Here is a 20,192-nt window from a genome sequence, read left to right as displayed (position 1 = left end):
CCCTTTGATTAAAGTGATCCCCGATGCGTCTGGTTCTTCCCCTGCTGCCGCTCCTGCTGCTCTCTCTGCTCCCCGCCGCCCATGCGGCCCCATCCACCGCGCCCACGCCCATCACCCTGGACCAGGCCATGGCCGATCCCGACTGGATCGGCACGCCCGTCGAAGCGGCATGGTGGGGCTGGAATGGCCAGCTCTACTACAAGCAGAAACGCCTCGGCTCGCCCCTGCGCGACACCTATCAATTGCCGGGCGCGAACGCCAAATTCAATAGCGGCAAGAAGGTCGACGATGCGCAGCTGGCCAATCTCGACGGCCAGCACATGGTGGTCAACCGGGCCGGCACGCGCGCCATCCTGCTGCGCAACGGCGACTTGTTCGAGCGCGACCTGAAAAGCGGCGCCTTGATCCAGATCACGCGCGGCGTGTCCGCCATCAGCGACCCGCAATACTCCGCCGACGGCGGCGCCGTGCAATACCGCAGCGGCACAGACTGGTTCAGCTGGAACCGGCATGACCGCCTGAGCGCCCCCGTGGCCCTGTTGCGCGCCGTCAAGGACCCGGACGCCAAGCCGGAAGCGGATGCCCTGCGCGAACTGCAGCTGCGCCTGATCGTCAACCTGGCGCGCCAGAAGGAAGACCGCGACGCCAGCCGCGAACGCCGCCATGAAGAGCGCCGCCTGGACGCCACGCGCGCGCCGGAACCGATCTACCTGGGCGACAAAGTCACCATTTCCGGCAGCGCCCTGTCGCCGGATGGCCGCTGGCTGCTGTTCGTCACGCAGGACAAGGCCGCCGAAAAGGGCAAGCTGGGCAAACTGGCCCGCTACGTCACGGAAACGGGCTATCCGGAAGCGGACGACGAGCGCACGCGCGTGGGCCGCAACATGCCGATCGCGCAAAGCCTGAAACTGGCCGACCTGCGCACGGGCCAGGTGCGCGACATCGCCTTCGATAACCTGCCCGGCATCGCCGCCGATCCGCTGGCCGCCATGCGCGCCGAACAGAAGCTGCCGGCCCTGAAAGGCAACCGTGCCGTGCGCATCGACGCCCAGCGCGACGGCATCGCCTGGACCGACGACGGCGGCAAGGCAGCCGTGCGCATCCGCGCCATCGACAACAAGGATGGCTGGCTCGCCAACGTCGACCTGGCCAACGCCGCCCTCGTGCCCGTGCACCGCATCAGCGACACGGCCTGGGTCAACCGCCGCGCCGACGAATTCGGCTGGCTGCCCGACAACGCCACCCTGTGGTATCTGTCCGAGGAAAGCGGCTACGCCCACCTGTACACGAAAACGGGCGCGGCCCCGGCGCGCGCCCTGACCAGCGGCCAGTGGGAAGTGAGCGCCGTCGAATGGAGCCGCGACGGCAAAACCGCGTATTTCATGTGCAACCGGCAGGCGCCAGGCACGTATGAAGTGTGCGCCAGCACGGCCAAGGAGGGCGGCGCGCGCGAAGTGACGAATTTGAAAGGCGTGGAAAACTTCGGCTTGTCGCCCGATAACGGCAAGCTGCTGCTGCGCTATTCCACCAGCTATATGCCAGCCCAGCTAGCGACGATTTCCGTTGCCGGCGGCAAGGCGAATATCCTGACGGATACGCGCAGCGACGCCTTCAAGGCGCGCAGCTGGGTCATGCCGGAACTGGTGCAAGTGCCGTCCACGCATGGCGCGGCGCCGATCTGGGCCAAGCTGTACCGCCCGGCCCAGCTGGAAGCGGGCAAGAAATATCCCATCGTCATGTTCGCGCACGGCGCCGGCTACCTGCAGAACGTGACCGAGCGCTATCCCGTCTACTTCCGCGAACAGATGTTCCACAACCTGCTGGTGGAGCAGGGCTACATCGTGCTCGACGTCGATTACCGCGCCTCGCTCGGCTACGGCAGCGCCTGGCGCACGGCCATCTACCGCCAGATGGGCCACCCGGAACTGGAAGATTTCATCGACGGCGCCAACTGGCTGGCAGCCCAGCACCAGGGCGACATCAAGAACGTGGGCATCTATGGCGGCAGCTATGGCGGCTTCATGAGCCTGATGGCCCTGATGCGCGCACCGGAAATCTTCAAGTCCGGCGCCGCGCTGCGTCCCGTGACGGACTGGACCACCTACAACCACGAGTACACGGCGAATATCCTGAACACGCCGGACGTCGATCCGCAAGCGTATAAAATCTCGTCGCCGATCGAATACGCCGACAAACTGACGGGCAATCTCTTGATCGCCCACGGCATGATCGACGACAACGTGTTTTATCAGGATTCCGTACGCCTGTCGCAGCGCTTGATCGAGCTCAAAAAGGATAACTGGGAAATGGCCAGCTACCCGATGGAGCGCCACGGCTTCGTGCAGCCGGAAGCGTGGTATGACGAGTACCGCCGGATTTATCAGTTGTTCCAGAGAACATTGAAATAAACCCCGATGCCCGCTTGAAGCGGGCATTTTTCATGAACTCATTCAGTCAAACGGCACGGGCCGCGGCGTCGTGTCCGACGATGGCGGCAGGATCGGCAGCACGATATGCGGCTGCTTGCCCGTCAGGGTTTTCAGGAAGGCCACCAGCTTGCCATTTTCATCGGGCGTGAAGGTGCGGCCCAGCTGCAAGCGGCCCATCACGTCGACGGCTTGCGTCAGGGTTGCCGCCTCGCCATCGTGGAAGTAGGGATACGTCAGCTCCACGTTGCGCAGGGTCGGCACCTTGAAATTGAAGCGGTCCGCATCCTTGCCCGTCACGGCCGAGCGTCCCTCCGCCGTCATCGCCGTCTTGTACGGCTCGACGACGCCCATCTTCTGGAAGGTGTTGCCGCCCACGGCGGGGCCGTTATGACAGGCGATACAGCCGCTCGATTTGAACAGCTGGTAGCCGGCCAGCTCGTCTTTCGTCAACGCGCTCTTCTTGCCCGACAGCCATTGGTCGAAGCGGGAACCGGGCGTCACCAGCACTTCTTCAAAGGCGGCGATGGCGCGCGTGACTTGCTCGATGGTCAGCTTATCCTGGCCAAACACTTGCCTGAACTCCGCGCGGTAAGCGGGAATCGAGGCCAGCACGTCGATGGCAAGCTCGTGCGTAAAAGCCATCTCGCCGGGATTGGCGATGGGGCCGCCAGCCTGCTCCTGCAAATCCTTGGCGCGGCCATCCCAGAATTGCGCCACGTTCATGCTGGAATTGAGCACGGTAGGCGAATTGATGGGTCCGCGCTGCCAGTTATGGCCGATCGACGTCTTGATGTTGTCCGTGCCGCCCATGCTCAGGTTATGGCAGCTATTGCAGGAAATAAAGCCCGAACGCGACAGGCGTGGATCGAAAAACAGTTTCTTTCCCAGCTCAACCATGGCCGGATTGGCCACCTTGGCGGCGGTGATCGGCTGGATCGGTTCCTTGTCGGCGGCGTGCAGCACGTTGCCGAAAGTCAGGCTGGCGATGAAGAGGAAGGGGGATAAGGTGCGGCGCATAGTCTAACTCCTGGAAACATTCCCGAATCGGCGGCGCGCGCCGGCGCGGGAATGCAGCGCACCGGCCCGGTTGCCACCCGTACATCGCTGGTTGGATGTTGATTTATATTAACTTTGACTAGTTAATAAGGAAAATGACCGGGATCAAGGTTCTGGCCAAGTGCGAATCGCACTTGCCATTTACGCAAGCGTGGCACATGATGAGCGCATGCAAACGCCAACCTACTCCGCCCTGCTGCGCGCCGCGTGCGCCAGCTTCCTGCTGCTGGCCGCCAGCGCCTGCGGCAGCGCCCCCACGCAAGATGATGCGCCGCCCGCTCCCGGCAATGCCGGCTTGCTGGCGCAGATCCAGGCGGAAGTGGGCGCCGCCGCGTGCGATTCCACCCAGCAATGCCAGACCATCGCCATCGGCGCCAAGGCTTGCGGCGGCCCCGAGCGTTATCTGGCGTGGTCCAGCAAAAGCAATGACGGCAAGAAACTCAAGGCACTGGCCCAGGCGCAAGCCGAGGCAAGCCGCAAGCAGCAGCAGGCGGACGGCATGATGTCGACCTGCTCCATCATCACGGACCCGGGCGCCACTTGCCAGGCAGGGCGCTGCGTGCTGCAAAAGAGCGGCCTGGGCGGCAGCTCGGCCATGTAAAAAAGCCGCTGATTCAGCGGCTTATGAGGTTCTGCAACGCGTCAGGACTGCAATTGCAAGGTCTTGACGATCTTGCTTTCCACCTTCTCGCCCGCGCCCGACATGGCATTCTTGCTTTCCTTGCGCAGGAGCAATAAATGGTCGCCGCTGACGCCATACTGGCGCGTCTCGTCCGTCTTTTGCGTAAAGCTGATGACGACAAAGGCGCGCCCGCTCACATCCACGTGGAAATGGCTGGCCAGCGGCGTGCCGTCCGCCGCGATCCACACATCGAGGCCGCCTTCGAACTTCTTCACATACTTGCGGTCTTTCTCAGGCACCTTGTCGAGCGACAAGGTAAAGCTGAGTAGGCGCGCCGGCTTGCCCTTGTAGCTATCCATTTTTTCGCCGCTGAACACGGCTTCCTCGATTTCGCGCGACAGGGTGTCCGCCGCCGACACCATGGAGCGCAGCTCCGTCGCCTTCATTTCCCCCAGCGCAAAGCCGATCGGCGCCTTGGCCTTCGGATCCTTCACCTTGGCGCGCTGCTCGGCCTCCACTTTCGCCAGCAGCTCCTTACTGTAGAGCACTTGCAAGCCCGCCGGCCCACCCTCGACCGCTACCGTGGCCTGGCCGCTATCCTCTTCCGCCGCCTTGCCCTCGCCTTCGCGGCGCCAGGTTTTCGATTCGACCTGCGCCTTGATCGGCATCTGCCCCTGCAAGCGCGCCAGCGCCGCGTTCAACTCGGCCAACCCGTCGGCCCGCGCCGCGCCGCACAACAAGCCGAACAAGCCCGCCACCGCCAGGCCTTGCACTCCAATACGTCGCTGCATCGCCACATCCTTTCGGTCATACAAGGATGCCAAAACACCATGTTTTGGCCATCTGTTGCATTTGAACACAGCCAGCTCTGGTCAGGTGGAAAGTCTTTCTGCTATAATTCGCCGCCTTGGCCTGGTAGCTCAGTCGGTAGAGCAGAGGATTGAAAATCCTTGTGTCGGTGGTTCGATTCCGCCCCGGGCCACCAAGAATAAAAAAACGCCACCTTCGGGTGGCGTTTTCTTTTGTCCGCCACCGCCTTTCGCTCTCAGGCAAAACCGTACGCGTGACTTTTTTCTGTCGCCGCCGAACCCATTGTGCGAGAATGCCCCTCCCCACTGGATGGTGCGCATGATGATCAGACTCGCCGCAATCACAACCGGAATGACACTGCTGCTGGCAGCTTGCAAGCCCGCGGCCACGGCGCCCGCGCATGACATTCCTGCGGCAATGCGCCAGACCGCGACCACCCTGCTGCAGTCGAAACTGCTGCACGCGACCTCGATAGCCGTCGTTTATCGCGGCCAGGAGTTCATCCTGCATCAAGGCGAGCTGGAGACCGGCAAGGCCAATCCGCCCAACGATACAACGCTGTATGAAATCGGCTCAGTCAGCAAAACCTTTGCCGGCCTGCTGCTGGCGAACGCGGTGCTCGATGGGAAGGCGGCGCTCGACGATCCCATACAAAAATACCTGCCGGCCGCCTACCCGAACCTGCAGTCGCAGGGGCAGCCCGTGCGCTTGCGCCATTTGATCACGCACACCAGCAATATGCCGGGCATGCTGCCATTGCAGGTGAACACCGTATTGCAGGACTTCACGGCGCACGCCACGCCGGCAAAGCTCAACGCAGCCTATGCCAACTACGGACAACCCCAATTCTGGCAGGACTTGCATACAGTCAACATCAACGGTCCGCTGGGCAAGGACTACGCCTATTCCAGCGCCGGCACCGAACTCGTTGCGCACGCGCTCGAAACCATCTACGGCATGCCCTATGAAGTGCTGCTCACGCAATTTCTCGCGCGCGAAGCCGGCATGCACGATACCAGGCTGAAAATCGCAGCCCAGGATGCCGGCCGGCTGGCGCCCGGCTACCACAGCGACAATCCCGTCATCACGACACCGATGCCGCAACTGCCCTGGGGGGCCGCCGGCAACCTGAAGTCGACCATGCCGGACATGGCGAAGTACCTGCGCCTGCAATTGAGCGCCCATCCCGCCGTCGTCGAATCGCACAAGCCGCTGCTACGCTTTCAGGATGATTTCAGCATTGCCTATTTCTGGAACATCGGCACGAATCGCCAGCTGGGCACGCATTACGTCCACCATGGCGGCGTGCCGCGTGCGCAAGGCTACGCCTACATCGTTCCCCAATATCAGCTCGGGGTCTACATCATCACCAACCAGAGCGGCGACGCCACCGCCGGCGCCATGGAAAGCGCGCTGGCGCATATCTTCGACACTGTGGCATCCATGGAAAGCGCGCAGTAGGCCGGGCCTGGTTTGGCACATCTTCGTACCGCTGCTTCGATTCCGCCCCGGGCCAGCAAGAATGCAGCAGTACTGATCAAGACGCCACCTTCGGGTGGCGTCTTTGTCTGCTGGCGCCGAAAACAATAATGCCGTATGACAATATGACTTAAGTTACAATCATGCAATTTTATAAATTGCATTCCCATGACTCATTTGCGTATTATTTCAGCGACCAGCTTAATGCTCGCCTTGAGCGCCTGCGGCGGCGGCAGTACTTCACCGACATCGCCTCCCGCTCCTCCCCCGACACCGCCCACACTGCCAACGCCCCTGCCGCCCGAGGTCAGCGCCGTTTCGCCCGCCAAGGCCAACATCGGCATGGTCACCACCTTTACTGTGACTGGCAGCAATCTGCCGGATAACATGCAGTTTGCGTTGACGGACTGCGCAGGTATCGCCGAGCTCAGCGGGGGTAGCAGCACGCAGCGTCAATTCAGCTGCACGCCGACCGGGCAATCGGGAGCGCGCCAGGGCGCCGTGTCCGCGAGCGCCGGCGCCGCATCGCCATTGCACAAGCTCTCCGTCGACTATCAGGCCATTGCCGCATTCGTCACCAGCCTGAATTGGCGCTACGCCGCCCTCAAATCTGATGGCACACTCTGGGGCTGGAACCCTCTCCAGCCCGTGCCGGTCAAGATCGGCGACGGCTACGCCGATGTTGCAGTCAGCATCGCGGCCACCCTGGCCATCAAGAAAGACGGCTCGCTTTGGAGCTGGGGCAACAGCAATGACGCAGGTATCCAGGGCAATGGCACGAGCGGCTCAAACGCCACTCCTGTGCAGATCGGCAGCGATTTCGTCAAGGTCGTCGTCAAAGGCGAGAGAAGCGTCGCCGGCGAAAACGCCGAAGCCCTGAAAAAAGACGGCAGCCTGTGGGTCTGGGGCGCGCGTAGCCTGCAGCAACCCAACGCCATCGAACCGGAGCTGACGCCGCGCATGATAGACACGGGCTACGTGGATATCGCCCGTGGCAGTGGCGGGGCGTCGCTGGGCCTCAAGCGCGACGGCTCGGTGTGGACATGGACCCAGAATCTGGCCAACCAGCCATTTACACCGGTCAAGATCGCGGATGGCTATGTTGCGATTGCCACCAGCTACGATGCGGTCTATGGCTTGAAGGCGGACAATTCGCTGTGGAACTGGGGCGGCAACGCGCCCAACCAGGCGCCCGCCGCCACGCCCACTGCCGCCACGCCGGTCAAGGTGGGAGATGGCTTCGTCAGCATCTCGGCAGGCACTTATTATGCGCTTGCCGTCAAGTCCGACGGCACCTTGTGGGCGGGCGGCGATGGCAACAACGGCCAGTTCGGCGATGGCCAATTCAATCGCGGTGCCTTCCGGCAAGTCGGTACCGGGATTGCCGCCGCATGGGCTGGCAGCGCATGCTCCTTCATCCAGAAGACCGATGGCAGCTTGTGGGCGGCAGGCTTCTGCGACCTGGGGGATGGCAAATATACGCGCTACATTCTCACGCCGGAACCCGTCACGCTGTAATTTTCCCAACTGCCCATCCGGTCACCGTCCTGGATTTACGTGACATCAAAGGCCTGGCTCTGGCACAGCCATGGCCGTTTCAAGGCGGCGCCAGCACAGGCGTAACTATTGAGAATGGACAAGTTCGATGAGGCCTCTGGCACTTGTATTTAGCGCGTGTGTGCTCGTTGCATGCGGTGGCGGAGGCGGTGGTGGCGACTCCCCGCCGGCCCCTGCCGCCCAGGCAGATTTGACCGTCAAATAAGCGTGCCAGGCAGCACCAGGCCCTCAGTCGCGGTGCTGCCACTCCAATTTGAACAGCCACAGCAACCTTCGGGTTGGCTGTTTGTCCTTGCACAAACCTCCACCCCACCCGCCGCTATGTACGCAAACGTACGGACTGCGGCTGTCCAAGAGCACATGCTGCAGGCAGACCACATCCCTTCCCGCCGCCAGCGCCCTGCGCGACACGGCGCAACGGCTACCTGATCCGATTCTCTCCGTCATACCGCCATGCGAAACTCGCGCCCGACGCCGTCGAGCCGTTCCGTACATCACGGCACACTGCCAAAGGATGCATCATGAAAACTACCCTGATATTGCTCGCGCTCGCCTCTACCCTCGCCCTGACCGCTTGCCAGCGCGAAGCGCCACCCGCGCCTACCGTCGTACAAGTCGTTCCCGGCCCAGCCGGCGCGCCTGGTCCTGCCGGCGCTACCGGTGCCAAGGGCGCCGAAGCCCCTGCCGGCGCGACGGGTGCCACCGGCGCCACGGGCCAGACCGGCGACAGTGGCATGCAAGGCAACGATGGCGCCAAGGGCGACGCTGGTGTTGCTGGCGATGAAGGCGCCAAAGGCGACACGGGCGCCAAGGGCAAGACGGGCGACACGGTGATTGTCGTTCCGCAACGCTGATACGCCTCACGCCAGACACCACAACGCCAATCCCTGCGGTTGGCGTTGTGCGTATGCGCAGTACCGCACAGTAACATCGGCCGCATCGGCCTACTCTGTTGTCATGACACAGGGAGATATCGCATGCTGACGATCATACTGCTGCTGGCCCTGCTGGGCCTGGTTTTACTGTTTGCGCCCGGCCCCGTGCGCCGCGCCTTGCTTGCGCCGCACCTGCTCGCGCTGTTCAAGCGCATCTTGCCGACCATGTCCGAGACGGAACGCGACGCGCTCGAGGCGGGCACTACCTGGTGGGATGCGGACCTGTTTTCCGGCCGGCCCGACTGGCCAAAATTGCTGGCGTATGGCCGCGCCATGCTCACTGCCGAGGAGCGCCACTTTCTTGAGCACGACGTCGAACGGCTGTGCGAACTGGTCAACGACTGGGAAACGCAGCAGCAACTCGACTTGCCACCGCAAGCCTGGGACTACATGAAAAGCCAGGGTTTCCTCGGCATGATCATCCCGAAACAATACGGCGGCAAGCAATTCTCCGCCTACATGCATTCGCAAGTGGTGATGAAGCTGTCGAGCCGCTGCTCGGCGCTGGCCGTGACCGTAATGGTGCCCAATTCACTGGGACCGGCCGAACTGCTGTTGCACTACGGCACCGAAGAACAGAAAAACCATTATCTGCCGCGCCTGGCTGCCGGCACGGAAATTCCCTGCTTTGCCCTGACCAGCCCGTATGCGGGTTCCGACGCGGCCGCCATCCCCGACCTGGGCGTCGTATGCATGGGCATGCATGAAGGGCGCGCCACTGTCGGTTTCCGTCTTACGTGGAACAAGCGCTACATCACCCTGGCGCCCGTGGCAACCTTGCTGGGCCTGGCATTCCAGACCAGCGATCCCGACCATTTACTCTCCGACAACGATGTGCCCGGCATCACTTGCGCCCTGATCCCCGCCAGCCACGACGGCGTGGTGATCCGCCGCCGCCACCATCCCTTGAATGCCGCGTTCCAGAACGGCCCCACCTCGGGCCACGACGTCTTCATCCCCATCGACTGGGTCATCGGCGGCCAGGCGCAAGTGGGGAAAGGGTGGCGCATGCTGATGGAATGCCTGGCGGCCGGGCGCGCCATTTCGCTGCCCTCGTCCAGCGTCGGCATGGGCAAGATGGCCGTGCGCGGCACCGGTGCGTATGCGGCCGTGCGGCGCCAGTTCAACATGCCAATCGGCAAGTTCGAAGGGGTGCAGGAAGCGCTGGCCCGCATGGGCGCCAACCTGTACTTGATGGACGCGGCCCGCACCCTGGCCGCGCACGCCGTCGACCTGGGCGAAAAGCCGGCCGTCATTTCCGCCATCGTCAAATACCACGTCACGGAGCGGGGCCGCGCGCTCGTCAACGATGGCATGGACATTCTCGGCGGCAAGGGCATCTGCGTGGGACCGAACAATTTCCTCGCCAGCGCCTACCAGCAAATCCCCATCGCCATCACCGTCGAAGGCGCCAACATCCTCACGCGCAGCCTGATCATCTTCGGCCAGGGCGCCATCCGCGCGCATCCATATGTGCTCAGGGAAATGGCCGCCGTCAGCGAAAGCGACGGCCGCAAAGCCGTGCGCGATTTCGATGCAGCCTTCTTTGGCCACGTGGGCTTTGTCCTGGGCAACCTGGCACGGGGACTGTGGTACGGCCTGGGCGGCGCGCGCCTGGCAGCCGTGCCCGACGCCGGCGCCGCGGAACTGGCGCCCTATTACCGCGCCCTGACGCGGCTGTCGACAGCGTTCGCCGTCATGACGGATATGTCGATGTTCGTGCTCGGTGGCGAACTCAAGCGCCGGGAACGGCTGTCCGCCCGCCTCGGCGACGTGCTGGCGCAGCTGTACCTGGCGTCGTCCGTGCTGAAGCGCTACGAGGACGATGGCCGTTTCGCCGCCGACCTGCCCTATGTGCACTGGTCGCTGCAAGATGCACTGGTCAAGGCACAGCAAGGCTTGACGGGCGTGCTCGACAATTTCCCCACGCGCGGGCTGGCCGTGCTGCTGCGCACCCTGCTGTTCCCGTTTGGCCTGCCACACCGTCCGCCATCCGACGAACTGGGCAGCGAGGTGGCGCTGGCCCTGCAAACGCCGGGTGCCGACCGCGAACGGCTGCTGGCCGACGGTCATGTCGCCAGCGACGCCGCAGATCCCGTCGCCTGCGCCGAGCGGGCGCTGGCCTTGCTGCCCGACGTGCTGCACATCGAAAAACGCCTGAAAGACACGCCCGCAGGCGCGGCCCTGCGGCACTTGCCGCAAAGCCTGTCCGCCATGCAACAGTGGCTGGCCGCAGCCAAGGCAGCAAGCTTGGTCAGCTGCCAGGAGCACAATACCCTGCTGGAATATGCGCGCCTGGCCGATGGTTTGATCCAGGTCGACGATTTTCCGGCCGAAGCGGCGCAGCCAGCACACTTGCCCGTGCACGAGGCCGATACCGGCAGCCGCGCCGCCTAGGCAAATTTGCGACCTATACTGAATGAAGCGGGCGCGGTGCCCGCTCTTTGCAGAAAGGAGTCGATCATGACGCGCAAATTCATCGATTGCCGGGAATTTCCAAGCGACACACATTGCTCGGTGGCCATCTCGGCCGACAGCGAGGAAGAGCTATTGGGTATTGCCGTGGAACACGCGGTCTCGGTACACCATCACCACGACACGCCGGAGCTGCGCCAGCAGCTGCGTCAACTGTTCAAGGACGGCATGCCGCCCGAACACCTGCCCATGACGGGACAGGCCGGCAGCAGCGGGGCCTCGCACGCGCACTAGCCTGCCAGGGCTTGCGCCGGTTTCTGCAAGCGCAAGCCCAGCACGAGCGGCACCAGCGCCGCGTACACGACGATCACGGATAGCCAGACGGCGCCGGGCCAGTGCGCCCGGACGCCAAAATAGATACTGGAAAACACCAGCGGACACAGCACGGACGCCAGGCTCACGGCCGAGGCCAGCACGCCCTGGAACTGGCCTTGCCGGTCCTCGGCAACTTGCCGCGTCGCCAGCGACTGCAAGGCCGGCGCGCCGATGCCGCCCAGGGCGAACACGGGCATGATGGCGAAGATCATCCAGCTGCGCGTGGCAAACGCCATGACGAGCAGCGCGACGCAGGCGCAGGCCACGCCCGTCAGGATGGTGGCGCGTTCGCCCAGCAGTTTCACGGCCGGACCGGGCAAGAAGGCCTGGGCCAGCGCCTGGCACACGCCAAAGGCGCCCAGCGACAGGCCGATCCACAGCCCGTTCCACGCGAACGCATCGTGTCCCCACAAGGCCCAGCACACGCCATACACTTCGCCGGCCGCGCTGAAGGTAAAGAAGATGACGGTGATCGGCAGCAAGCTTTTCTCCGAGAAAACCCAGCGCAAGGGGCGCAAGGGATGCAATGCCGCCAGGTCGATTTTTCCGCGTGTCGGCGTTCGTGATTCGGGCAAGCTCAACCACGCCAGCAACAGATTGCCCGCATTCAAGACGGCTGCCGCCATGAACGGCAGGCGCAGCCCGTAATCGCCCAGCGCGCCGCCCAGCACGGGACCGATGATGAAGCCTGCGCCGAACATCGCGTTGAGCAAGCCGAAGCGGCGCGCCCGCTGGTTCTCGGCCGAAATATCGGTGATGTAGGCAGTGGCCACGGAAACGTTGGCGCTGGTCAACCCCGCGATGGCGCGCCCCAGCAACAGCATCCACAGGCTGGGGGCGAAGGCGAGGAACAGGTAATTGACGGCCGCGCCCGCCAACGACAGCAGCAGCACGGGACGCCGGCCCAGGCGGTCGCTCAATGCGCCCAATACCGGTGCAAAGATGAACTGCATCAGCGCGTACAGGGCCGTCATGATGCCGATATACGGCGCCACGTTATCGGCATGCGTGACGTCCCGCAGCAGCGCCGGCAAGATGGGAAAGACCAGGCCGATGCCGATGGCGTCGAGCACGACAGTGGCGAAAATGACGGGCAGCGCCGCCACGGGAAGGGATTTCTTCATATACTCAATCTAAATATGTACTCAGTACATAAAATAGTATTCCCCATCTTGCCGCACCATCAAGCGTTATCTGTACTCAGTACACTTCGTGTATGATCGGGGCAACATGACGATTCCTGCCGACCTCCGCTCCCGCAAGCGCCTTGCCACCCGGCAAGCCATCTCGAATGCCGCCACGCGATTGTTCTTCGTGCACGGCTTCGAGCAAGTGACGGTGGACGAAATCGCGGCCGCGGCCAGCGTGGGACGCATGACGGTGTTCAACCATTTTCCCCGCAAGGAAGACATGTTCTTCGACCGCGAGGAAGAGGGACGCGAACTGCTGCGCGACGCCCTGCGCCAGCGCGATCCCGCCATCGCTCCCGTCGAAACCCTGCGCCTGCTGGCGCACCGCCTGGCGGCCGATGACAGTCCCTATCTCACGTTTTCTGCCGCCGGCCAGGGCTTCATTGCCACCGTCGAGGCCAGCGCTACCTTGAAGGCGCGGGCGCGGGCGATCCGCGACGAGCTGGCGCACGTGGTGGCGCTGGCGCTGGCCGACGCCACGGGGCGCGATGCAAGCGATCCCCTCGCCCGCCTGGCGGCCAGCCTGCTGCTGGCCACCTGGAGCACCGCCCTCATCGAAGCGCATCGTGCCTTCGCGCAACATGGCGACGCGCAACTGGCCAAGGCCGGCTTCTTGTCCCTGGTAGACCGCGGGCACACGGGCTTGAACGCCGCCATGGCGGGCACGCCCTACGCCTGAAGCGGCAGCCCCGTCGTTCAGGCAGCCCAGCGTCTGTCGCAGCGCAAGCCCTCGCACTTCCTTGTTTCATTTGCCAGCACCTGGGCTTGCGTACCGTCTGGCGCCTTCCTATCATGAAACCACGCGCTGGCAAACGATGCATGCAGGCCGGCACGCGGGGACAGTCCTCCTGCTTCCCGTCACCATACCCATAACCGCATGCAGCCGCTGGGAGGTACACGATGAATACCTTGACGAACGGCCAGCTCAATGAGTTGCAAGCCTCATTGAGAGGGCAACTGTTACAAACGAACGACGCCGGCTACGACAGCGCGCGCGCCGTCTGGAATGCGATGATCGACCGGCATCCGGCCCTCATCGCGCGCTGCGCGGGCACGGCCGACGTGCGCACGGCGCTGGCGTATGCACGCGACCACGGCCTGCCCCTGGCCGTGCGGGGCGGCGGCCACAATATCGCCGGCAGCGCCCTGTGCAACGATGGCCTGGTGATCGACCTGTCCGGCATGCGCTCGGTGCATATCGATCCGCAACAGCGCCGCGCCCACGTCGAAGGCGGGGCCACCTTGCACGACTTCGACCACGAGGCGCAAGCGTTCGGCCTGGCCACGCCGCTGGGCATCAATTCCACCACGGGCGTGGCAGGACTTGCCCTGGGCGGCGGCTTTGGCTGGCTCAGCCGCACGCTGGGCCTGGCGGCCGACAACTTGCTGGCGGCCGATGTCGTCACGGCCGACGGCCAGTTCCTGCATGCGAGCGCGACGGAGCATCCGGACCTGTTCTGGGCCTTGCGCGGCGGCGGCGGCAACTTCGGCGTGGTCACGCGCTTCGAATTCCAGCTGCATCCGGTGGGGCCGCAAGTGACGGCCGGCCTCATCGTGTTTCCCTACGCGCAAGCCAAGGCGGTGCTGACGAAATACCGCGATTTCGTCGACGGCATGCCCGATGCATTGACCGTCTGGGCCGTCTTGCGCAAGGCGCCGCCGCTGCCCTTCCTGCCGCCGGAAGTGCACGGCCAGGACGTGCTGGTTCTGCCCGTCTTTTCGCCCGTGCAATCTTCCGCCATGCAGGAAGCGATCGAGCGCATCGGCAGCTTCGGCCAGCCGCTGGGCATGCACCTGGGCAGCATGCCGTACACGGCCTGGCAACAGGCGTTCGATGCGCTGCTCACGCCGGGCGCGCGCAATTACTGGAAATCGCACAACTTCACGCAGCTCAGCGACGCGGCCATCGATACCGTCATCCGCCATGCCGGCAAGCTGCCGACGCCGCAATGCGAAATCTTCCTCGGCCTGCTGGGCGCCCAGGCGAGCCGGCCGGCGCCGCAGGATACGGCCTATCCGCACCGCGACGCCCTGTACGTGATGAACGTGCACACGCGCTGGGACGAGCCGGCCGATGACGCGCGCTGCATCGCCTGGGCACGCGAGTTTTTCAACGACGCGGCGCCGTATGCGACGGGCAGCGTGTACGTCAATTTCCTGACCGAGGATGAAAGCGGGCGCACGGCCGACGCGTATGGCGTGAACTATCCGCGCCTGGCGCGCATCAAGAAGCAATACGATCCCGCCAACCTGTTCCGCGCCAACCAGAACATCTGTCCGGCCGCCTAGGCTGCCACGGCGCAGCGCCTTGCAATCCCTTGATCCAGGGCAATGCAATGCGCTCGCCGCCCGCTTACAATCGCTGGCTTTGCCCCTCCTCCATGCGCCACGCTCCCGAACTTCTCCTGCCCGCCGGTTCCCTGGCCAAGATGCATGCCGCCTTCGACTATGGCGCCGACGCCGTCTACGCGGGCCAGCCCCGCTACAGTTTGCGCGTGCGCAATAACGATTTTTCGACCTTGCAAGCCTTGCAGGAGGGAATTGACGGCGCGCATGCGCGCGGCAAGCAATTCTTTGTCGCCAGCAATATCTTCGCCCACAACGCCAAGCTGAAAACGTATTTGCGCGACATGGAGCCGGTGATCGCCATGCGCCCGGACGCCCTGATCATGGCCGATCCGGGCCTGATCATGATGGTGCGCGACAAGTGGCCGGAGATTCCCGTGCACCTGTCCGTGCAGGCGAACGCCGTCAACTGGGCCGACGTGAAATTCTGGCACCGCATGGGCTTGACGCGCGTGATCCTGTCGCGCGAACTGTCGCTCGACGAGATCGAGGAAATCCGCCAGCGCTGCCCGGAGATGGAACTGGAAGTGTTCGTCCACGGCGCCCTGTGCATCGCCTATTCGGGCCGCTGCCTGCTGTCCGGCTACTTCAATCACCGCGACCCGAACCAGGGCACGTGCACGAATTCCTGCCGCTGGGATTACAAGGTGAAAAATGCCACCGAAGACGCCAGCGGCGACCTGGGCGGCATGCAAGTGGTGCCGCTGGAATTCCACCAGGCGCTGGCCGAGGCCGACAACAACGCGTTTTCCGCCCTGCACCAGCAGCCGCGCCACCCGCTGGCCGACCAGCCCTATCTGATTGAAGAAGCCCAGCGCCCGGGCCAGCTGATGCCGATCCTCGAAGACGAGCACGGCACCTACATCATGAACTCGAAGGACTTGCGCGCCGTGGAACACATCGAGCGCCTGGTGAAAATCGGCGTCGATTCGCTGAAGGTCGAGGGCCGCACCAAGTCGCTGTACTACGCGGCGCGCACGGCGCAGGTCTACCGCCAGGCCATCGATGACGCCGTCGCGGGCCGGCCTTTCGACATCGGCCTGCTGGGCCAGCTGCAAGGCTTGGCCAACCGCGGCTATACAGACGGTTTCTACCAGCGCCACCACACGCAGGCGCACCAGAACTACATGCGCGGCGCATCCGAGGCGGACCGCAGCCAGTACGTGGGCGACGTGCTGGGCGTGACGGACGGCTGGGCCAGGGTGGACGTGAAAAACCGCTTCGCCGTGGGCGACCGCATCGAAGCCGTGCATCCGGGCGGCAACCGCGACTTCACCATTACCCGCATGCTGGCCGACGATGGCAGCGAGATCCAGGTGGCGCCGGGCAGCGGCCACTTCGTGCGCATCGAACTCGACGGGTCCCTCGACAAGGCCTTGCTGGCGCGCTATTTGTAACCGCCAGTCTGGAGCGCGGGGTGGCGAACCAGTATGTAAGTGTTTGATTTGACAAGAAAAATTCCCGCTAACACGGCCTAAATAATTTGTTTAGGCTTCAACATTGCTATACGATACGGCCACCCTGCGCCCGGGGGCCTGATCGGCATCCCGCGCGTCCCTGACACGTTCACCGGAATCCCCGATGCCACCTGCCACCTCTGCCCTGATCACCAATGACGCCGTCGTCCTCGGCCTGCTCGCCATGACCCTGGGGGCCGTCTTCTGGACCGCCTCCCGCCAAAATGGCTTCTGGAAAAAGTTTTACACGTATATCCCGTCCCTGCTGATGTGCTACCTGATCCCGGCGTTGCTCAACACCTTCGGCATCATCGACGGCAACGCTTCCGGCCTGTACGCCGTGGCGCGCGACTACCTGCTGCCCAGCGCGCTCGTGCTGCTGTGCGTGGCCATCGATTTCGGCGGCATCATCCGCCTCGGCCCCAAGGCCATCATCATGTTTCTCACCGGCACACTCGGCGTGATGCTGGGCGCCCTCGTCTCGTTCGAAGCCTTGCGCCTGATCCACCCGGAAACGGTGGCGGGCGACACCTGGCGCGGCATGACGACCGTCGCCGGCTCGTGGATAGGCGGCGGCGCCAACCAGGCGGCCATGAAGGAAGTGTTCGAAGTGGACGCCACCCTGTTCGGCCAGTTCGTCGCCGTCGACGTGCTGGTGGCCAACGTCTGGACGGCCGTGCTGCTGTTCCTGGCGGGCCGCGCGGGCGCCTTCGACCGCTGGACGGGTGCCGATTTGACGGCCATCAATGCGCTCAAGGACAGCATCGAAAGCTACCGCGCCCAGCACGCGCGCGTCGCCACCCTGACGGACATCATGATCATCCTCGGCGTGGGCCTGGGCGTGACGGGACTGTCGCACTTCCTGGCCGGCCCCATCATCAGCTGGATCAATACCTTGCCCGCCGCATGGCGCCTGCAGGATTACAGCCTGACGTCGAACTTCTTCTGGATCGTCGTGCTCGCCACCACCTTCGGCTTGCTGCTCAGCTTTACCCGGGCACGCAGCCTGGAAGGCGCAGGGGCATCGACCATCGGCTCGGCCATGCTGTACGTGCTGGTGGCCACCATCGGCATGCACATGGACCTCGGCGCCCTGCTCGACAAGCCGTTCTTGTTCCTGCTGGGCCTGATCTGGATCGCCGTGCATGGCGGCTTGATGCTGCTCGTCGCCAAGCTGATCCGCGCGCCCCTGTTCTTCATGGCCGTGGGATCGCAGGCGAACATCGGCGGCGCCGCGTCGGCCCCCGTCATCGCCAGCGCCTTCCACCCGGCCCTGGCGCCCGTCGGCGTGCTGCTGGCCGTGCTCGGCTACGCGCTGGGCACCTACGGCGCCTACATCACGGGCTTGATCTTGCGCAGCATGGCGGGGTGACGCTCCTGGCAGCGCGGTAACGACAACGCCAGCCTTCGGGCTGGCGTTGTCGTTGGTTCTCGAATCAGCTTGCTACCGGCCATCAATAGTTGCTAGGGAGAGACATAAAACATAAATAAATAATAACTTTGTGCTATATATGGCATGAATTGAGATAATATTTTAAAGCAACATATTTTCAAGAAAGTAAATTCTTTAATTGCTTTAAAAGCATCATCGCACGCAACAGGGCATAGCCAGCCTCCCCCCCACTCATGAATGAACGTTTCCCCACTCCGTTGACTAATATCAAGTCAGTATGGACCGGCAGCATGCGTCCAACGCCCGCAGAAATGCGTGAGTTTCCTTACGATACGTCGTCGCCACTCCCCCATAAAAAGCTATTGGTATGCGCAGCGCCACGTGCATCGAGCAAACGCCTGGCCCGCCTGTTACTCGGCGCAGGGATCGGCGTGCCGCTGGAGTATTTCAACGACAATAGCGTGCAGGCGCTGACGGAGCGCTGGCAAATCAAGAAACAGGATTACCTCGCGCATATTTTTGCCAGGCGTTCTGCGAATGGCCTGTTCGCATCGAATATCCAGTTTCCCCAGATACAAAAGTGGCCGTATCCACACGACTTTACCGCCTTGTTCGAAGGAGCGACGGTCATTCATTTGATCCGCGACAACAAGCTCGCCCAGGCGGCATCCCTGGCGACCTGCATGATCACGGGGCGCTGGGGTTTCGAAGTCGCCCCGGTAACAAAAAATTACTCGACCTGGCGCCTCAAACTGGCGGCGCGCAAGGCCATGCAGCTGATTGCCGTGGATGAGCAACTCTGGCAGGACTGGTTCAAGCAACGGGGTATCGAACCGCTCGTCATCAGTACCGAACGTGTCAACCGGCACGATCTGACGCTGATCGATGACATCGCCGCCTTGCTCGGCGTCAATGCCGATGCGGCAAGCGCCCAACGCATGCTGGACGTGGACCAGGGCGCCTACCCAGGGGACCAGGAACTGAAATCGCGCATGCGCACGCTCGTCGAAGAACTTGCGGCACGCGGCTAGTCAACGCCCGGGCTTCCCCGTTTTCATTGAACACACACAACAAGACAGGACGAACATTGAATATCTTTATGGTGCGCCCCACCACTCGCAATATCGGCAACGATCTCATCGGCTACGCTACGGCAGAGCTCCTCTATGAGGTGTTCGGAGCGGCCACCAATGTCGTCAGCATTCCTGCCTTGAAAGGACCGCAATTTGGCGGCCTGGTGCCACGCCAGATTTACGACATGAACCGCCTCGCCGACGCCGTCATCGTGGGCGGCGGGAATCTGTTCGAAAACGGCCAGCTGTCCTATGATGCCCAGGCCGTCAATGCCTTGCGCCGGCCGATGATGCTGATGGGGCTATCCCACGGCCGCATCACGGGCCGCGACGGACAAATGGAAGACCGCACCGATGCGCTCAGCCCGACTGCGATACGGCACCTGGTCGAGCATGCCAAGGTGGCCATGGTGCGCGACACGGGTTCGCAGGAAATCCTCGCCGACCTTGGCGCCAAGGTGACGGTCGGTGGCTGCCCCACGCTGTACCTGCCGCCGAATGCCGAGGGCGATGCCGCCAAGGGCGGCGTGATCATTTCCATCCGTCACCCCATGCGCATGAGCGTTCCGGCCACCTTGCAGTGGCGCATCGCCGAAGACTTGCGCCGCCTGATTGCCGCCCTGCGTGCCGAATATGCGCAACCCGTCTACCTGGCTTGCCACGACTACATCGATCTCGAATTTGCCGCCGGCTTCCCGGAAGCGGCCCCCCTGTACTTTGACGAAGTCAGCCGCTACATCGAAGCGCTGCGCACCTGCAAGCTGCACGTCAGCTACCGCCTGCATGGTTTCCTGCCCTGCCTGGCCATGGGTTCGCACAGCATCAACCTGTCGTATGACGAACGGGGCCGCTCGATGCTGTCGACCATCGGCATGGCGTCGTGGGATGTTGATCTGATGCAAAGTGGCGACTGCGTGAGCGCCATCATGGACCGCGCGCGCTCGGTCGCGCAGTATCGCCGCGCGCGCCAGGACGCCCTGCCGCTGATACAGGAGTTGCGCCAGATCACGGTGCGCGGCTTGCAAACCTTGCGCACCCTGGCATCGGAGCAATGA

Annotated in this window: 16 protein-coding genes and 1 tRNA gene; 14 read left to right on the top strand and 3 right to left on the bottom strand. The window is 63.5% G+C overall.

Annotated elements, in window-relative coordinates:
- The first annotated feature begins 23 nt into the window (after positions 1 to 23).
- Positions 24 to 2,408: a S9 family peptidase gene (locus O3299_RS24035; protein WP_305063353.1), complete on the top strand. Its 2,385-nt coding sequence runs from the start codon at positions 24 to 26 to the stop codon at positions 2,406 to 2,408.
- A gap of 42 nt (positions 2,409 to 2,450) precedes the next feature.
- Here O3299_RS24035 and O3299_RS24030 read toward each other — a convergent pair whose 3' ends face one another.
- On the bottom strand, positions 2,451 to 3,446 hold the full coding sequence (locus tag O3299_RS24030; protein ID WP_099665580.1) for a cytochrome-c peroxidase: 996 nt from the start codon (positions 3,444 to 3,446) through the stop codon (positions 2,451 to 2,453).
- Between the two features lie 208 nt (positions 3,447 to 3,654).
- Between O3299_RS24030 and O3299_RS24025 the strand changes: the two genes are divergently transcribed.
- Positions 3,655 to 4,086 carry a hypothetical protein gene (locus tag O3299_RS24025; protein ID WP_099665581.1) on the top strand — a complete coding sequence of 144 codons (432 nt, stop codon included), beginning with the start codon at positions 3,655 to 3,657 and terminating at the stop codon, positions 4,084 to 4,086.
- Positions 4,087 to 4,127: 41 nt separating this feature from the next.
- On the opposite strand, the gene O3299_RS24020 is transcribed toward O3299_RS24025, so the two are convergent.
- Entirely contained in the window at positions 4,128 to 4,898 is a 771-nt protein-coding gene (locus tag O3299_RS24020; RefSeq protein ID WP_257218757.1) for a hypothetical protein, read from the bottom strand.
- Between the two features lie 118 nt (positions 4,899 to 5,016).
- On the opposite strand from O3299_RS24020, the gene O3299_RS24015 reads away from it, so the two are divergent.
- From O3299_RS24015 to O3299_RS23990, 6 genes are all read left to right on the top strand, one after another.
- Positions 5,017 to 5,092, top strand: a tRNA-Phe gene (locus O3299_RS24015).
- A gap of 176 nt (positions 5,093 to 5,268) precedes the next feature.
- Positions 5,269 to 6,378 (top strand): serine hydrolase, encoded by a 1,110-nt coding sequence (locus tag O3299_RS24010; RefSeq protein WP_305063352.1) that lies wholly within the window; start codon positions 5,269 to 5,271, stop codon positions 6,376 to 6,378.
- Positions 6,379 to 6,564: 186 nt separating this feature from the next.
- Positions 6,565 to 7,914, top strand: coding sequence for a hypothetical protein (locus tag O3299_RS24005; RefSeq protein WP_305063351.1), 1,350 nt, complete (start codon positions 6,565 to 6,567; stop codon positions 7,912 to 7,914).
- 560 nt (positions 7,915 to 8,474) lie between these two features.
- Positions 8,475 to 8,807 (top strand): hypothetical protein, encoded by a 333-nt coding sequence (locus O3299_RS24000; RefSeq protein WP_077399256.1) that lies wholly within the window; start codon positions 8,475 to 8,477, stop codon positions 8,805 to 8,807.
- A gap of 123 nt (positions 8,808 to 8,930) precedes the next feature.
- Positions 8,931 to 11,285 (top strand): acyl-CoA dehydrogenase, encoded by a 2,355-nt coding sequence (locus O3299_RS23995; RefSeq protein ID WP_305063350.1) that lies wholly within the window; start codon positions 8,931 to 8,933, stop codon positions 11,283 to 11,285.
- Positions 11,286 to 11,351: 66 nt separating this feature from the next.
- Complete coding sequence (locus O3299_RS23990) at positions 11,352 to 11,597, top strand: DUF1059 domain-containing protein (RefSeq protein ID WP_099665586.1); 246 nt, start codon at positions 11,352 to 11,354, stop codon at positions 11,595 to 11,597.
- Here O3299_RS23990 and O3299_RS23985 read toward each other — a convergent pair.
- Complete coding sequence (locus O3299_RS23985; protein WP_305063349.1) at positions 11,594 to 12,802, bottom strand: TCR/Tet family MFS transporter; 1,209 nt, start codon at positions 12,800 to 12,802, stop codon at positions 11,594 to 11,596. The genes O3299_RS23990 and O3299_RS23985 overlap by 4 nt on opposite strands.
- 106 nt (positions 12,803 to 12,908) lie before the next feature.
- Here O3299_RS23985 and O3299_RS23980 point away from each other — a divergent pair, with 106 nt between their 5' ends.
- From O3299_RS23980 to O3299_RS23955, 6 genes are all read left to right on the top strand, one after another.
- Positions 12,909 to 13,547, top strand: coding sequence for a TetR/AcrR family transcriptional regulator (locus tag O3299_RS23980; protein ID WP_305063348.1), 639 nt, complete (start codon positions 12,909 to 12,911; stop codon positions 13,545 to 13,547).
- Positions 13,548 to 13,768: 221 nt separating this feature from the next.
- Entirely contained in the window at positions 13,769 to 15,157 is a 1,389-nt protein-coding gene (locus O3299_RS23975; RefSeq protein ID WP_289899407.1) for an FAD-binding oxidoreductase, read from the top strand.
- A 92-nt stretch (positions 15,158 to 15,249) separates the two neighbouring features.
- Positions 15,250 to 16,611 carry a tRNA 5-hydroxyuridine modification protein YegQ gene (gene yegQ, locus O3299_RS23970; protein WP_289919269.1) on the top strand — a complete coding sequence of 454 codons (1,362 nt, stop codon included), beginning with the start codon at positions 15,250 to 15,252 and terminating at the stop codon, positions 16,609 to 16,611.
- 184 nt (positions 16,612 to 16,795) lie between these two features.
- Complete coding sequence (locus tag O3299_RS23965) at positions 16,796 to 18,043, top strand: DUF819 domain-containing protein (protein WP_305063347.1); 1,248 nt, start codon at positions 16,796 to 16,798, stop codon at positions 18,041 to 18,043.
- A 311-nt stretch (positions 18,044 to 18,354) separates the two neighbouring features.
- The gene (locus tag O3299_RS23960; protein WP_251349263.1) at positions 18,355 to 19,095 is read left to right on the top strand and encodes a Stf0 family sulfotransferase; all 741 of its coding nucleotides are present in this window, start codon (positions 18,355 to 18,357) and stop codon (positions 19,093 to 19,095) included.
- Positions 19,096 to 19,151: 56 nt separating this feature from the next.
- The gene (locus tag O3299_RS23955) at positions 19,152 to 20,192 is read left to right on the top strand and encodes a polysaccharide pyruvyl transferase family protein (RefSeq protein ID WP_289899411.1); all 1,041 of its coding nucleotides are present in this window, start codon (positions 19,152 to 19,154) and stop codon (positions 20,190 to 20,192) included.

The organism is Janthinobacterium sp. SUN176 (assembly GCF_030587335.1).
In the GTDB taxonomy this organism is placed as follows: Bacteria; Pseudomonadota; Gammaproteobacteria; order Burkholderiales; family Burkholderiaceae_D; genus Janthinobacterium; species Janthinobacterium kumbetense.
Note: the sequence above shows the minus strand (reverse complement) of the source record. Positions and strands in the feature narration are given on the sequence as shown.

What these genes read in the sequence shown, in the direction of transcription:
- O3299_RS24000 (WP_077399256.1), top strand. Translation starts at nt 8,475, where the DNA reads ATGAAAACTACCCTGATATTGCTCGCGCTCGCCTCTACCCTCGCCCTG.
- O3299_RS23990 (WP_099665586.1), top strand. Translation starts at nt 11,352, where the DNA reads ATGACGCGCAAATTCATCGATTGCCGGGAATTTCCAAGCGACACACAT.
- O3299_RS24005 (WP_305063351.1), top strand. Translation starts at nt 6,565, where the DNA reads ATGACTCATTTGCGTATTATTTCAGCGACCAGCTTAATGCTCGCCTTG.
- O3299_RS23985 (WP_305063349.1), bottom strand. Translation starts at nt 12,802, where the DNA reads ATGAAGAAATCCCTTCCCGTGGCGGCGCTGCCCGTCATTTTCGCCACT.
- O3299_RS24020 (WP_257218757.1), bottom strand. Translation starts at nt 4,898, where the DNA reads ATGCAGCGACGTATTGGAGTGCAAGGCCTGGCGGTGGCGGGCTTGTTC.
- O3299_RS23995 (WP_305063350.1), top strand. Translation starts at nt 8,931, where the DNA reads ATGCTGACGATCATACTGCTGCTGGCCCTGCTGGGCCTGGTTTTACTG.
- O3299_RS24035 (WP_305063353.1), top strand. Translation starts at nt 24, where the DNA reads ATGCGTCTGGTTCTTCCCCTGCTGCCGCTCCTGCTGCTCTCTCTGCTC.
- O3299_RS23980 (WP_305063348.1), top strand. Translation starts at nt 12,909, where the DNA reads ATGACGATTCCTGCCGACCTCCGCTCCCGCAAGCGCCTTGCCACCCGG.
- O3299_RS23965 (WP_305063347.1), top strand. Translation starts at nt 16,796, where the DNA reads ATGCCACCTGCCACCTCTGCCCTGATCACCAATGACGCCGTCGTCCTC.
- O3299_RS23960 (WP_251349263.1), top strand. Translation starts at nt 18,355, where the DNA reads ATGCGTCCAACGCCCGCAGAAATGCGTGAGTTTCCTTACGATACGTCG.
- O3299_RS24010 (WP_305063352.1), top strand. Translation starts at nt 5,269, where the DNA reads ATGACACTGCTGCTGGCAGCTTGCAAGCCCGCGGCCACGGCGCCCGCG.
- O3299_RS24030 (WP_099665580.1), bottom strand. Translation starts at nt 3,446, where the DNA reads ATGCGCCGCACCTTATCCCCCTTCCTCTTCATCGCCAGCCTGACTTTC.
- O3299_RS23975 (WP_289899407.1), top strand. Translation starts at nt 13,769, where the DNA reads ATGAATACCTTGACGAACGGCCAGCTCAATGAGTTGCAAGCCTCATTG.
- yegQ (WP_289919269.1), top strand. Translation starts at nt 15,250, where the DNA reads ATGCGCCACGCTCCCGAACTTCTCCTGCCCGCCGGTTCCCTGGCCAAG.
- O3299_RS24025 (WP_099665581.1), top strand. Translation starts at nt 3,655, where the DNA reads ATGCAAACGCCAACCTACTCCGCCCTGCTGCGCGCCGCGTGCGCCAGC.